We start from the raw sequence: 13,060 nt of genomic DNA, 5'->3' as shown, positions 1-13,060 counted from the left end.
GGTCACCCGTCCCCGCGCAGGTGCCGGGCAAACCAGTCGCGCGCCAGCGCCGCCGCCGTCTCCAGCGTTCCCGGCTCCTCGAACAGGTGGGTGGCGCCGGGAACGACCTCCAGGCGGTTCTCGCAGCGGAGCCGCTCCTGCGCGGCCTCGTTCAGCTCCAGCACCTGCTCGTCCCAGCCGCCGACGATGAGCAGCGTCGGGGCGGAGACCTCGGCCAGCCGGGGGCCCGCGAGGTCCGGCCGGCCACCCCGGGACACCACGGCGGCGATGCCGCCCCCGCCACCCGTACCGCCCCCGCTCCTCATACCGGCGTCCGTATCGCCGCCCGTACCGCCGCCCCCTTGCCCGGCGGCGGCCCACAGCGCCGCGGCGGCCCCGGTGCTGGCCCCGAAGTATCCGATGCGGGGCACGGAAAGGTGCTCGCGGAGCCAGCCGGTGACCCGTTCGAGCCGCCCGGCGAGCAGGGAGATGTCGAAGACGTTGGCCCGGTCGCCCTCCTCCTCGGGCGTGAGCAGGTCGAACAGGAGGGTGCCCAGCCCGGCGTCGTTCAGGACCTCTGCCACGTAGCGGTTGCGCGGGCTGTGCCGGCTGCTCCCGCTGCCGTGCACGAACACGACGACCCCGGGGGCACCGACGGGGACGGTGAGCGTCCCGGACAGCGTCGTCTCCCCGATGGGAATCCGCACCTCCCACGCCTCACCTGCCTCGGTCCCGGTCTCCGCCGGGGCTTCCCGGGAGCCGACCGGTTCGCTCCCGGCACGGTTCAGCAGGTCGACGACCTCTTTGTCGTCGACCTGGGTGAAGTCCTCGTACCACTGGCCGATGGCGCCCAGCGACCCGGGGGCCACGAGGCAGACGATCTCGTCGGCGTCGTGGCCCAGGCGCGCCTCCACGTCCGGCGCGCACACGGGCGCGGCCAGGACGACCCGGGCGGCGCCGTGGGCGCGGGCGACTCTGCAGGCCGCGCGGGCCGTGGACCCGGTGGCGATCCCGTCGTCCACGACGACGGCGGTCCTGCCCGCCAGGGGGACGCCCGGCCGCCCCTCACGGAACCGTTCCGCCCGTTGCGCGAGCACCTCGCGTTCGTGTTCCTCCACCCGTGCCATCTCCTCGGGGCGCAGGCCCGCCATGCGGACCACGCCCGGGTCCACGACGCGCACCCCGTCCTCCCCGATGGCGCCGAAGCCCAGCTCCGGCTGGACGGGCACGCCCAGCTTGCGCACCAGGATGACGTCCAGCGGCGCGCCCAGTTCCCGGGCCACCTCGAAGGCGATCGGAACCCCTCCCCGCGGCAGGCCCAGGACGACGACGTCGTCCTGCCCGCGGAGATGTCCGAGCCGTACGGCCAGGCGCCGCCCGGCCTCCGTGCGATCGGTGAACACTCCGGTTCACCCCCGATCCTCGTCTTGCCGCCCCCCGACGGTCACGTCTTACCCGGGCCCGTCACCGTCATGCGGTCCCGCCGGCCCCGGGGTGTCCGGCGAGGTCACCGCGAGGGCCCGTCCCCGTCCGGGGCGGCCGTTCCCGCCCAGAAGCGTCCACCCGGCGAGGGCGGCGGTCACGGCCAGACAGGACCAGGCGAACCAGTCGCCCCAGCCCGTGTAGAGGGTTCCGGCCCCGCCCGAGGGAACGGCCGCCGTGACGGTCACGACGGCGCGGCCCACGGCCGTCCGCTCGGCGAGGACGCGCCCGTACGGGCCGCTGACCGTCAGGTTCCCGTCCGCGCCGGTGCGCACGACGGCGAAACCGTTCTCCACGCCGCGCGTCACCGCGATCCGGGAATGCTGCCAGGCGTCGAGCTCGAAGTCCAGGGAGGGAACGAGCATGACCGTGGCACCGTTGCGGCGGTTCTCCCGGGCCAGGGCGGGGAAGTCCAGGTCCTTGCAGATCGCCACTCCCGTGTCACCGGCGACGAGGACCTGATCGCCCGGCTCGTACGGCTCGACTCCGGGCACCATGTGCCGCTTGAGGTAGATCTGCGGCTCCCCCCCTCCGCCGGGGAAGAACATGGCCGTGTTGCGGCGGGCATCGGTGATGATCACCCCGGCGACGATGCCCATCCGGCGCTCACGGGCCAGCTCGGACAGCGGGCCGGTGATCCGGGGCAGGTCCGCCGCGGCGGTGATGAAGGCACCCTCCGCCAGCACGGCCACGTCCGTCTCCCGGGGCAGGGCACGCAGGCGCGCCAGCATGTCCCGGAGTTTCTCCGTTCCCCGGGGCGTGTCCACCGAGGCCCAGTCCCCGCGCAGCCCGGCGGCCAGCAGCGCCACGTTCCGGTGCGGGCCCGCCGGGGGCGTGGCGAGCCGTACGGTTCCGTATCCCGCCACCGCGACGAGCAGGACCAGCGCCGTGAGCCCCACGCGCAGGCGCGCGCGTCTCGCCGTTCCCGGCGCGAGGATCGCGGCGACGGCCGCCGGGACCGTCATCAGAGTGAACGTGATGCCCCACCCCCCGGTGAGCGAGGCGAGCTGGAGCACCGGCAGCACGTCGGCCTGGGTGTAGGCCAGACTCCACAGCGCCCCGTCCGGGCCGAGGACCGAGACCAGGTACTCGCCGCTCACCCACACCGCGGGCACGGACGCCACGGCCGGTACCGGTCTCCCCCGCCGCAGCAGGAGCCGGAAGAGCAGCACCGCCACCACCGCCAGCAGAGCCGGAAGCACCACGCTGAGCAGTGCGACCGGCAGCGGCACCGCCAGCCGGTCCCGCTGCAGGTCCCACAGGTTCAGCCCGCCGGCACCCCAGGCCACGAACGCCGCGACGGACGCGACGGGCGCGGAGGCCCGGGATGCGAGCAACAGCACCGGCAGGGGCGCCGCCCAGGTGAGCCACGGCAGCGGAGTCAGCCCGGTGCCGAAGAACAGGAGGAGCGCGGAGACGGTGACGGCGGCGACGGCGACGGCGACGGCGACGGCGACGGCGACCGGCGTGCGTGCGACGGGCGGCAGGGCACCGGACGCGGGCGGCACGGCGGCCGGGAGGGACGGCGGATGCATCTCGGTGTTCTCCTCGGAAGCGGGCCCCGGGACCGGGACTCCGCAGAGGGCGGGCCCCGGGCCGGGACGGGCTTCGAATGCTGCCCGGGAGGAGGACTCAGGGGATCGCCGCCAGGAGTGAACCCGCCCTCACTCCCAGGAGTGAGTCCCATCCCCGGGAGCGAGCTTCCCGAGGCGGGTCCTTCTGAGGGGATCCCTCCCGGGGTGGGCCTCCTCCGGATGGACTCCCGCCACGACGAGCCCCGACTCGTAGGCGAAGACCACCGCCTGCGCCCGGTCGCGCAGCCCGAGCTTGGCCAGCAGGTTGCTGACGTGGGTCTTGACGGTGTGCTCGCTCACGTGCAGCGCCGCGGCGATCTCGGCGTTGGACATCCCCCGCGCCACCCGTTCCAGCGTCTCCCGCTCCCGGGCGGTCAGCTCGTCGAGCCTGGTCTTCAGGCGCGGTACGGCGCCGCCCCGCCGTACCAGGTCGGCGATCAGCCGCCGCGTCACCGTCGGGGCCAGGAGCGCCTCCCCCGCGGCGACCACGCGGACGGCGGCGACCAGTTCGTCCCGGTGGGCGTCCTTCAGCAGGAACCCGCTGGCACCGGCCCGCAGCACGGCGTAGACGTACTCGTCGAGGTCGAACATGGTCAGCGCCAGGACCCTGGCGCCGGTGCGCTCGCAGATCCGGGCCGTCGCCTCGACCCCGTCGACGCCCGGCATCCGGATGTCCATCAGCACCACGTCGGGGCGGAGCTCCACCGCCTTGCGGACGGCCTCGGCCCCGCCGGCCGCCTCCCCGACGACGGAGATGCCGGGCTGGGCGTCGAGGATCAGGGAGAAACCACCGCGGAACAGGTCCTGGTCATCGACGACGAGTACGCGCACCATCGGCGGACCCCTCCTGTTCGATCGGCGGCACCTCAACCGGCCGTGCCCCGGCCTGCGGTGTCCCGATCGGCAGGGTCGCGGTGACGGTGAATCCGCCGCCCGTCCTCCCCCGTCCGGAACCGCCCCTTCCCGGGCCCGCCCGCAGCGTACCCCCGCACGCCTCGACCCGTTCCCGCATGCCGATCAGGCCGTATCCCGCCGCGTTCCCGCCGCCCCCCTCCGGTGCCGGGCCGCGGCCGTCATCGGTCACCTCGATCCCCAGGGACCGCGGCGACCAGCTCAGCCGTACCCACGCGGTGGTGGCCTCCGCGTGCCGGAGCGTGTTCGTCAGCGACTCCTGGACGAGCCGGTAGGCCGTCATGCCCACGTCGGCGGGCACCGGTCCGGCCTCGCCCAGAACCTCGACGACCACCTCCAGCCCGGTTTCCCGGACCTGCCCGGCCAGGCGCTCCACCTCGCCGAGCCCCGGCGGCGGCGCGAACCCGCCGCGGGTTCCGCCTTCGCGCGTGCCGGTTGCGCCCCCGCCGTCGTCGCCCGGCCGCAGCGCGCCCAGTACGCGGCGGAGCTGGCCGACCGCCTCCCGCCCGGTCCGCGCGATCGCCTCGAACGCGGCCTCGGCCCGGTCGGGGTCGGCCCGCACCACCAGGGAACCCGCGTCCGCCTGGACGACCATGATGCCGACCGAGTGGGTCAGGACGTCGTGCATGTCGCGCGCGATGCGCGTGCGCTCCTGCGCGGCGACCGCCGCCCGCTCCTCCTCCAGCCTCCGGGCGCGCTCCGCCAGCGCGGCGATCTCCGCTCTGCGTGCCCGCGCGCCGGTTCCCAGAGCCCAGGCGGCGGCGAAGGCCATGCCGACGTAGCCGAAGGAGTCCGGCGACTCGCCCGGCACCGCGAGGGACGCGACCAGCAGTCCCGCACCCGCGCCCGCGCTCAGCAGACGCATCCGCCGCGCGCTGAGCGCCGCCACCGTGTACGCCGACACCAGCGCGCCGTACGGCAGCGGCGGCAACGCGTGAGCCAGCGCGAGCCCGGTCGTCGCGGCGCACACCGCCGCGGCGGCGAGAACGGGCGCCCTCCTCCGCCACAGCAGCGGAACCGATGCGCCGAGGGCGAGCACCGCCACCCACGGCCCTCCGTCCGCCCACCGCAGCCCGGACCAGAGGGTGGCGGCGGTCACCGCACCGGCGATCACGGCATCGACGACGACCGGCGGGACACCGCGGAACCCGGCGATCCGCCGTTCCCGGTCGTCACTCCGCCCGATCAGGCCGCCCTCATCTCGCGGATCCCGTTCTCGGCGTCGGACCACTCCACTAACCCGTTCATCGGCGTTCCTCTCGTCTCTCTGCGCGGTATTTTGCCGGGCGGAGGAGGATCCCGCCGTCGCCGGTGAGCGGACTTGAGTCTCCAGCAGGGGGAGACGAGAGGGTGGGGGCATGAACGGCGACGCGCTCTACTCGATCGGTGAACTGGCCCGGCGGACCGGGCTGACGGTCAAGGCCATCCGGTTCTACTCCGACTGCGGGATCGTGCCGCCGGCCGACCGCAGCCCGGCCGGTTACCGCCGCTACGGCCTCGACGCCGTCGCACGTCTGGACCTGGTACGAACGCTCCGCGACCTGGGAGTGGACCTTCCCACGATCCGGAGGGTTCTGGAGCGGGAGACCACGCTCCCCGAGGTCGCCGCGGCGCACGCCGCGGCCCTGTCGGTGCAGATCCGGACTCTGCGCCTGCGGCGTGCGGTGCTCACGGCCGTGGCCGAGCGCGGTTCCACCCCTGAGGAGATGAGTTTCATGCACCAGCTGGCCAAGCTCTCCGAAGACGAGCGTCGACGTCTGGTCGACGATTTCCTCGGCAGCGTCTTCGGCGGTCCGGACCCCGACGCGGGATTCACCGGAATCATGCGCTCGATGACCCCGGAGCTGCCCCACGAGCCCGTGACCGAGCAGATCGAGGCATGGGTGGAGCTGGCGGAGTTGTCCCAGGATCCGGATTTCCGCGCCCTCATGCGGCGTACGGCCGAGCAGTACGCCGCCGAGCGTGCCCTGGGCGGCGGCGCGGGCCTGCGGCGCGACACCGTCGCGGTCGTCCACGACGAGGTGGCTCCCGCCCTGGCGGCCCGCATCGACCCCGGCTCGCCCGAGGCCGATCCGATCGTCTCGGCGGTGACGGCTCGATGCGCGGACGCCATCGGCCGGACCGACGACGCCGATCTCCGGTACCGGCTGCTGACCCGGCTGGAGACCGCCAACGACCCCCGCCGGGAGCGGTATCTCCGGCTGCTCGCCGTCATCAACGGCTGGCCTGCTCCGGTGAGCCTGACGCCGGTGCTCGACTGGTTCATCCGGGCCCTGCGCGTCCGGCTTCAGGGGAAGGACCCGGCGGTGACCGCCTGAGCCCGGCCGTCATGGGTCCGGCGGGCACCGGGGCATGGATCCGGATCGGCGCCGATGCCCGGTGGCGGGAGGGCGGAGCCGCCCTCCCGCCACGCAGGGGTGTCACGTGAGGGTCCGAGACGGGATGCGCCCGGGGCCGGGTCAGCCGGTGATCGCCTTGGTCTCCTTGACGACCTCGATCTTGCGCGGCTTGGCCTGCTCCAGCACCGGGATGCGCACCGCCAGCACGCCGTTGTTGTAGGCGGCCTCGATGGCATCGGCGTCCAGGTGGTCGGGCAGGTAGACCCGGCGGGTGAAGACGCCCATCGGCCGCTCGCGGACGAAGAGCCGTTCGTCCTCGCCGAGGCTCTCCTGTCGCGTGGCGCTGACCGACAGCACGCCGCGTTCCACGGTGACCTCGATGGAGTCGGGGTCGATGCCGGGAACGTCGAAGCGCAGCAGCAGATCCTGGTCGCGGCGGACACCGTCCATCGGCATCACCGCGCCGGCGCTTTCCCGGCGGAGCTGTCCGAACTGCTGCTCCAGATCCTGGAGGAAGGAATCGATCATAGGCGAGAGCATCGCCTGCACCTCCCGATGAACTTTCCGAGAGTCCAATGCCTTCAGATATCTACATCTCCATCTACATGGAACCTTAAACACAAGTTGGAGGTTTTTGTTGGAGGAGCAGGTCACAGGCGTCTCCGTGAGTGCCACTTCGGTCACCGGCGGAACCGGGCAGGGAGCAGGGCCCACCCGGCCGACGGAGCCGGTCCATGCCCGGACCGTCGCCCGCCGTCAGCTCTGACGGCCCCGCCTCGGTTTCAAACGCACCGCATCGTCCATCGCTTCATACAGAAAAATAGAGATATGCGATGCACTCAATGCGACGGTACGGACTTACAGCCGGGATTCATCGAGGACGGCGGGGAGCACAGCAGGGGCTACAGCCGCTGGATCGAGGGCCCGCTGAAGGTGGGCTTGTTCGGCGGGGCCAGGCGCATGGGCAAGCAACGGCGGGCCATCGAGGCATACTGCTGTACCCGCTGCTCCCACATCGAACTGTTCGTACGGCGGGACGACTGACCCGTCCGCATCTGGAAACCGTCCCCCCGGCCGAGGGAATCCGCCGGAGCGTGTTCTCCGCCGAGCCGTCTTCGCCGACGCAGCGATTCATCCTGCAGGCGACCGGCTCGCCCGTTCAGCCCCGGATCCGGTTCCACAGCACGCTCGACCGCTATTGCGGCAGGAAATGGCCCGAGAACCTGGCGTCGGACTACTGCCCGAAGGACCGGACCATCGTGTTCCAGCTCACCGACGGGCTCGTCAAGAACCCCTCCAAGCTTTTCGAGGCCGTTTCCATAGGCTGCGAATACGCCCACCACGTACAGCAGCTCTCCGGAATCCAGCGGGCGTACGGAAAGCTGCCCCGCCGGGGCGGAGCGGACCGAGCAGGCCCGCCGCCACGACCTGCAGGCGGAGTGCCTCGGCGGCGCCTTCGTCCGCAGCGCTTGGAAGCCCCTGAAAGTGCGTGAGAACCACTGGAAGGACTTCCTGCTGTACACGATCGAGGGCGGCGACGACATCTGGGGCACCCACGTGCACGGCAAGGGCGTCTCCATCGTCTCCTGGCGGGACAGGGGTTTCACCGGCGTCTCCCCGGGCGGCTGCAACACCTGGGCCGCCTCGGCGGCGGACGTGGCGTAGCCCTCCGGAGAGCACGGACCGGCCATTCTTGCCGAACAATCGCTTGTACAGGAGAAGCGTCTGAACTAATGTCTGGACATGTGTCCGGAAAGTTGGTTGCAGAGCCCACCCGCCGGCGGCTGACCGAGCGTCAGGCGGACACCGTACGGCGGCTGACCGAGGCGGCCGTCGAGGAGATCCGGGATACCGGCTTCGACGGGCTGACCGTCCGCAACGTCGCCCGCCGGGCCGGGGTCGCACCGGCGACGGCGTACACCTACTTCGCCTCCAAGAACCACCTCGTCACCGAGGTGTTCTGGCGGAGGCTGAGCGCTCTGCCCCCGGTGGACGTTCCGGCGGAGGCTGCGGCGGACACCCCGGCGGAGCCCTCGGCGGGCGACTCCTCAGGGGGTTCGCCGGAGCCTTCGGCGGCTGGGGCGCGCGAGCGAGTGGTCGCCGTGCTCCGTGAGATCACCCTCCTCGTCTCGGACGAGCCCCGGCTCGCCGCGGCCTGCACGACCGCGATGCTCGGCACCGACCCCGACGTCCAGGAGCTGCGCGCCCGCATCGGCCTGGCCATCCGCCGCCGCCTGCGGGCCGCGCTCGGCTCGCGGGCCGACCACCGGACGCTGAACGCGCTGGAGTTCGCCTACGCGGGCGCGCTCCTCCACGCCGGGATGGGCTACACCTCCTACGGGGAGATGGCCGACCGCCTCGCCGACATCGCCGAGCTGATCGTGAGGTGACCGCCGTGGACCCCTCCCCCCAGAGCACGCACGACCGGGACGCGCACGACCGGAGTACGGACGAGCGGGACACACACGACCGGGTCACCTACAACCCCTACGACTACGCGATCCACGAAGACCCCTACCCGACGTACGCGCGCCTGCGGGAGGAGGCTCCGCTCTACCGCGACGAGACCCTCGGTTTCTGGGCCCTGTCGCGCCACGCCGACGTGGCCGCCGCCTTCCGGGACCACGAGCGCTTCTCCAACGCCAACGGCGTCTCCCTCGATCCGAGCGCCTGGGGTCCGCACGCGCACCGCACGATGTCCTTCCTCGGCATGGACCCGCCCGAGCACACCCGGATGCGGTCCCTGGTCTCCAAGGGGTTCACCCCCCGCCGGGTCCGCGAGCTGGAGGGCGACATCCTGCGCCTGACCCGCCTCCATCTCGATCCCGCCCTGGAGAAGGCAGAGTTCGACTTCGTCGCCGACGTCGCGGGCAAGCTCCCGATGGACGTCGTCTGCGAGCTGATGGGCGTGCCCGAGGCCGACCGGGACGAGCTGCGGCGCCTGGCCGACCTGGTCGTCCACCGCGAGGAGGGGCTCAACGACGTCCCGCCCGCCGGGATGGAGGCCTCCCTCACCCTCGTCGGTTACTACCAGGACCTCGTCGCCGAGCGCCGCCGCAGCCCCGGCGCCGACCTCCCCTCCGCGCTGCTGACCGCCCGGGAGGGCCGCGACCGGCTGAGTGAGGAGGAGGTCATCGCCTTCCTCTTCCTCATGGTGGTGGCGGGCAACGAGACCACCACCAAGCTGCTGGCCAACGCGCTCCACTGGGGCCGGCGCAACCCCGTCCAGCTGGCCAAGCCCATGGCGGACCCGGCCCGGGTCGGTGACTGGGTGGAGGAGACGCTCCGCTACGACGCCTCCAGCCAGATGCTCGCCCGTACCGTCACCCGGGACATCGAGCTGTACGGCCATGCGGTCCCGGCCGGAGACCGCATGCTGCTGCTGGTCGGCGCGGCCAACCGCGACCCCCGGGTCTTCCCCGGCCCGGACGCCTACGACCTCGACCGCGACACCTCCCAGATGATCAGCTTCGGCGGCGGGCGGCACTTCTGCCTGGGCGCCAACCTGGCGCGGCTGGAGGCGCGCGTCGCGCTGACCGAGTTCGTCCGGCGGGTCCGGGACTACGAGGTGGACGAGGACAACGCCGTCCGCGTGCACTCGGTCAACGTCCGCGGCTTCGCCTCCCTGCCCGTCTCCGTCACCCTCCGCACCCCGTCATGATTCACCCCCCGGACCGCGCCGTGAATCACATCAGTGTCTGGAGAGCGCGCACATGCCCCGATTCGAACCCCATCCGCACCGCCGCCCCGCGTTGATCGCCGGGGCGTCCTCCGGGATCGGCGCCGCCACCGCCGTCCTGCTGGCCGCCGCAGGCCACCCGGTCGCCCTCGGCGCGCGCCGGGCGGACCGGTGCGAGGAACTCGCCGAGACCATCCGCAAGGACGGCGGCGAGGCCCTCGCCCACCCGCTGGACGTCTCCGACTCCGGCTCGGTCGCGCGCTTCGTCTCGGCCGCCGCCTCCGCGCTCGGCGACCCCGAGATCGTCGTCTCGGGGGCCGGGGACCTCGGCGCCGAACGTGTCCACGAGCTGGACTCCGAGGACTTCGCCGCGCAACTCCAGGTCCACCTCGTGGGGGCGCACCGTCTCGTCTCGCACGTCGTGCCCGGCATGGTCGCGCGTGCCCGGGGTGACGTCGTCCTCGTCTCCTCCGACGTCGTCCGGGCTCCGCGTACCCGCATGGGGGCGTACGTCGCGGCCAAGAACGGCGTGGAGGGCATGGCCAGGGCCCTGCAGATGGAGCTGGAGGGCACCGGGGTCCGGGCCTCGGTCGTCCGTCCCGGCCCGACCATGACCGGCATGGGCATGGGCTGGGACGCCGAGACGACCGGGGAGGTCCTTCAGGAGTGGGTGCGCTGGGGGCTCGCCCGTCATCCGTACTTCCTGCGGCCCGACGACGTCGCCGCGGTGATCGCCGCCGTCGTCGCGACGCCGCGCGGCACCCACCTGACGCTCGTCGAGGTCCAGCCGGAGGCGGCCGTCACGAGACCCGCCGCCGCGGAACCCGCAGCCGTCTCCGGTGGGGAGGGGGAGGGGGAGGGATGATGAAACAGCTGAAACAGCCCGCCGTCGTATCGCGAGGCCCCGATCACCTCGACGAGCTCCGTACCGACCCCATCGCCCTGATGCGGCGCGTCCGCGAGGAGTGCGGGGACGTCGGGGAGTTCCGGCTGGCCGGTCGTCCCGTGGTGCTGCTGTCGGGCGCGGAGGCCAACGAGTTCTTCTTCCGCGCGCCCGACGAGGACCTCGACCAGGCCGAGGCGTACCCCTTCATGACGCCGATCTTCGGTGAGGGCGTCGTCTTCGACGCCACTCCCGAGCAGCGCCGGGAGGCCCTGCACAACCAGGCGCTCAAGGGCTCCTTCCTGAAGGGCCACGCCGCCACGATCGCCGCGGAGGTGGACCGGATGGTCGCCGCGTGGGGGGACGAGGGCGAGATCGACCTGCTCGACTGGTTCGCCGAGCTGACCATCTACACCTCCTCGGCGTGCCTGATCGGCAAGCGCTTCCGCGAGCGGCTCGACCGCCGCTTCGCCGAGCTCTACCACGATCTGGAGCGGGGCACCGACGCGCTCGCCTACGTCGATCCGTACGCCGACATCGAGAGCTTCCGCCGCCGCGACGCCGCCCGCGTGCAGCTGGTCGCGCTCGTGCAGGAGATCATGGATGAGCGGGCCGCGGCGCCGCACCCGCCCAGGGAGGAGCGGGACCTCCTCGACGTCCTGATGTCGATCCGCGAGGAGGACGGCTCGGAGCGGTTCTCGGCGGACCAGGTCACCGGGATGTTCATCTCGATGATGTTCGCCGGGCACCACACCAGCTCCGGCACGGCGGCCTGGACCCTGATCGAGCTGCTGCGCCATCCCGGGGTGCTGGACGGGGTCGTCGGAGAGCTCGACGAGCTCTACGCCGGCGGTTCGGAGATCAGTTTCCAGGCCCTCCGCGAGATCCCCCGGCTCGAATCGGCCGTCAAGGAGGCGCTGCGCCTGCACCCGCCGCTCATCCTCCTGCTGCGCGTGGCCAAGTCCGACCAGGAGGTGCTGGGGTACCGGATCCCGGCCGGGACGATGGTCGGCTGCAGCCTGGCGGTCTCCAACCGGATCGCCTCGGACTTCCCCGACCCCGACGCCTTCGACCCCGGGCGCTACGCCGCGCCCCGCGAGGAGGACGTGCTCAACCGGTGGACCTGGGTGCCGTTCGGCGCCGGACGGCACCGCTGCGTGGGCGCGAACTTCGCGATGATCCAGCTCAAGGCGATCTTCTCGGTGCTCCTGCGCGACTGGGAGTTCTCCCTCGCCCAGGACCCCGGCTCCTACCGCGACGACCACTCGAAGATGGTCGTGCAGCTGGCCCGCCCGTGCGCGGTGCGCTACCGCAGGAGGAAGCCGTGACGGGCCGCGGCGGCCGGGGAGGAGCGCCGTGAGGGTGGAGGTCGATCTCGACCTGTGTCAGGGACACGCGATGTGCGAGCTGGAGGCGCCCGAGGTCTTCGAGGTCCCCCGGAAGGAGAAGGTCCGGATCCTGGACTCCGAGCCTCCCGAGTCCCTGCGCCGCGAGGTCGAGGCGGCCGTCCGCTTCTGCCCGGCCCGGGCGCTCCGGCTGGTCTCCGAGTCCTGAGCCCGAACCGTTGCCCCCGAACTCTGACCCCGAACTCTGACCCCGTACTCCGAGCCCGTGGAGAGGAGATACCGTGCCCGCTTTCGACCGCGACGAGCTGGACGAGATGGTGAACCGGTGGCTGGAGGCCAACCGGCGTTGCGAGGAGGCGGGCGACTGGCGCCCGCTGGCCGAGCTCTACACCGAGGACGCGACCTACGGATGGAACGTCGGTCCCAGCCAGGACTTCATGGCGGTGGGCCGCGACGAGATCCGCGACCTGGCCCTCGGCTCGGAGATGGGTGGCCTGGACGGCTGGTCGTACCCGTACCAGAGCATCGTCGTCGACGAGCGCAACGGCGAGGTGGTCGGCTTCTGGAAGCAGATCGCCGACGCCAGGCGCCCGGACGGGAGCGCCTACGAGGTGGCGGGCATCGGGGGCAGCTGGTTCCGGTACGGCGGCGGCTTCCGGTGGTCCTGGCAGCGCGACTGGTTCGACCTGGGGAACGTCACCGCGCTGTTCGTGGAGATGATGAAGGCCGGTGTCCTGTCGGACGGCATGAAGCGCCGCCTCGACAGGGCCGCCTCGGGCCGGCCGATCCCCGGTTACTACCGGCGTGGCGAGACTCCGGTCCCCATCTGGTGACCTGCGGGCCCGCACGGGCTGTACGGCGGCGCG

Annotated in this window: 15 protein-coding genes; 10 read left to right on the top strand and 5 right to left on the bottom strand. The window is 72.5% G+C overall.

Translation table 11 applies throughout. The features are described from left to right. Positions 1–2: 2 nt before the first annotated feature. The 4 genes from IEZ08_RS11220 to IEZ08_RS11205 form a co-directional block, all read right to left on the bottom strand. Entirely contained in the window at positions 3–1,382 is a 1,380-nt protein-coding gene (locus IEZ08_RS11220; protein ID WP_189242101.1) for a phosphoribosyltransferase, read from the bottom strand. Positions 1,383–1,430: 48 nt separating this feature from the next. After that, positions 1,431–2,996, bottom strand: coding sequence for a nitrilase-related carbon-nitrogen hydrolase (locus IEZ08_RS11215; protein WP_068922376.1), 1,566 nt, complete (start codon positions 2,994–2,996; stop codon positions 1,431–1,433). 129 nt (positions 2,997–3,125) lie between these two features. After that, positions 3,126–3,869, bottom strand: a complete 744-nt coding sequence (locus IEZ08_RS11210) for a response regulator (protein ID WP_084779817.1) — start codon at positions 3,867–3,869, stop codon at positions 3,126–3,128. Continuing rightward, the gene (locus IEZ08_RS11205) at positions 3,844–5,178 is read right to left on the bottom strand and encodes a sensor histidine kinase (RefSeq protein ID WP_068922375.1); all 1,335 of its coding nucleotides are present in this window, start codon (positions 5,176–5,178) and stop codon (positions 3,844–3,846) included. Before IEZ08_RS11205 ends, IEZ08_RS11210 begins: the two co-directional genes overlap by 26 nt. Positions 5,179–5,305: 127 nt before the next feature. Here IEZ08_RS11205 and IEZ08_RS11200 point away from each other — a divergent pair, with 127 nt between their 5' ends. Beyond that, a complete protein-coding gene (locus IEZ08_RS11200; protein ID WP_189242100.1) occupies positions 5,306–6,265 on the top strand; it encodes a MerR family transcriptional regulator in 960 nt (319 codons plus the stop codon). 141 nt (positions 6,266–6,406) lie between these two features. Here the strand turns inward: IEZ08_RS11200 and IEZ08_RS11195 are convergent, their stop codons facing one another. Beyond that, positions 6,407–6,814, bottom strand: coding sequence for an Hsp20/alpha crystallin family protein (locus IEZ08_RS11195; RefSeq protein WP_229803045.1), 408 nt, complete (start codon positions 6,812–6,814; stop codon positions 6,407–6,409). A gap of 300 nt (positions 6,815–7,114) precedes the next feature. On the opposite strand from IEZ08_RS11195, the gene IEZ08_RS11190 reads away from it, so the two are divergent. The 9 genes from IEZ08_RS11190 to IEZ08_RS11150 all read left to right on the top strand — a co-directional run bounded on the left by IEZ08_RS11190 (position 7,115) and on the right by IEZ08_RS11150 (position 13,027). Then, positions 7,115–7,330 carry a hypothetical protein gene (locus IEZ08_RS11190; protein ID WP_068922372.1) on the top strand — a complete coding sequence of 72 codons (216 nt, stop codon included), beginning with the start codon at positions 7,115–7,117 and terminating at the stop codon, positions 7,328–7,330. A gap of 50 nt (positions 7,331–7,380) precedes the next feature. Then, positions 7,381–7,779, top strand: coding sequence for a hypothetical protein (locus IEZ08_RS11185; protein ID WP_189242099.1), 399 nt, complete (start codon positions 7,381–7,383; stop codon positions 7,777–7,779). After that, entirely contained in the window at positions 7,772–7,951 is a 180-nt protein-coding gene (locus IEZ08_RS11180) for a hypothetical protein (protein WP_189242098.1), read from the top strand. The genes IEZ08_RS11185 and IEZ08_RS11180 overlap by 8 nt, the downstream gene beginning before the upstream one ends. An 80-nt stretch (positions 7,952–8,031) precedes the next feature. Then, entirely contained in the window at positions 8,032–8,676 is a 645-nt protein-coding gene (locus IEZ08_RS11175; RefSeq protein WP_229803044.1) for a TetR/AcrR family transcriptional regulator, read from the top strand. Positions 8,677–8,681: 5 nt separating this feature from the next. After that, a complete protein-coding gene (locus IEZ08_RS11170; RefSeq protein ID WP_084780933.1) occupies positions 8,682–9,947 on the top strand; it encodes a cytochrome P450 in 1,266 nt (421 codons plus the stop codon). A gap of 52 nt (positions 9,948–9,999) precedes the next feature. After that, complete coding sequence (locus tag IEZ08_RS11165) at positions 10,000–10,830, top strand: SDR family oxidoreductase (protein WP_189242097.1); 831 nt, start codon at positions 10,000–10,002, stop codon at positions 10,828–10,830. Then, a complete protein-coding gene (locus IEZ08_RS11160) occupies positions 10,827–12,176 on the top strand; it encodes a cytochrome P450 (RefSeq protein WP_141703781.1) in 1,350 nt (449 codons plus the stop codon). The genes IEZ08_RS11165 and IEZ08_RS11160 overlap by 4 nt, the downstream gene beginning before the upstream one ends. Positions 12,177–12,204: 28 nt before the next feature. Continuing rightward, the gene (locus IEZ08_RS11155) at positions 12,205–12,402 is read left to right on the top strand and encodes a ferredoxin (protein ID WP_068922367.1); all 198 of its coding nucleotides are present in this window, start codon (positions 12,205–12,207) and stop codon (positions 12,400–12,402) included. 73 nt (positions 12,403–12,475) lie between these two features. Beyond that, positions 12,476–13,027: a Cif family virulence factor gene (locus IEZ08_RS11150; RefSeq protein ID WP_189242096.1), complete on the top strand. Its 552-nt coding sequence runs from the start codon at positions 12,476–12,478 to the stop codon at positions 13,025–13,027. The last annotated feature ends 33 nt before the right edge of the window (positions 13,028–13,060 follow it).

The sequence above is a fragment of the Planobispora rosea genome (genome assembly GCF_014648175.1).
In the GTDB taxonomy this organism is placed as follows: domain Bacteria; phylum Actinomycetota; class Actinomycetes; order Streptosporangiales; family Streptosporangiaceae; genus Planobispora; species Planobispora rosea.
This window is presented reverse-complemented; position numbering and strand designations above follow the sequence as displayed.

What these genes read in the sequence shown, in the direction of transcription:
- IEZ08_RS11215 (WP_068922376.1), bottom strand. Translation starts at nt 2,996, where the DNA reads ATGCATCCGCCGTCCCTCCCGGCCGCCGTGCCGCCCGCGTCCGGTGCC.
- IEZ08_RS11210 (WP_084779817.1), bottom strand. Translation starts at nt 3,869, where the DNA reads ATGGTGCGCGTACTCGTCGTCGATGACCAGGACCTGTTCCGCGGTGGT.
- IEZ08_RS11200 (WP_189242100.1), top strand. Translation starts at nt 5,306, where the DNA reads ATGAACGGCGACGCGCTCTACTCGATCGGTGAACTGGCCCGGCGGACC.
- IEZ08_RS11195 (WP_229803045.1), bottom strand. Translation starts at nt 6,814, where the DNA reads ATGATCGATTCCTTCCTCCAGGATCTGGAGCAGCAGTTCGGACAGCTC.
- IEZ08_RS11190 (WP_068922372.1), top strand. Translation starts at nt 7,115, where the DNA reads ATGCGATGCACTCAATGCGACGGTACGGACTTACAGCCGGGATTCATC.
- IEZ08_RS11165 (WP_189242097.1), top strand. Translation starts at nt 10,000, where the DNA reads ATGCCCCGATTCGAACCCCATCCGCACCGCCGCCCCGCGTTGATCGCC.
- IEZ08_RS11160 (WP_141703781.1), top strand. Translation starts at nt 10,827, where the DNA reads ATGATGAAACAGCTGAAACAGCCCGCCGTCGTATCGCGAGGCCCCGAT.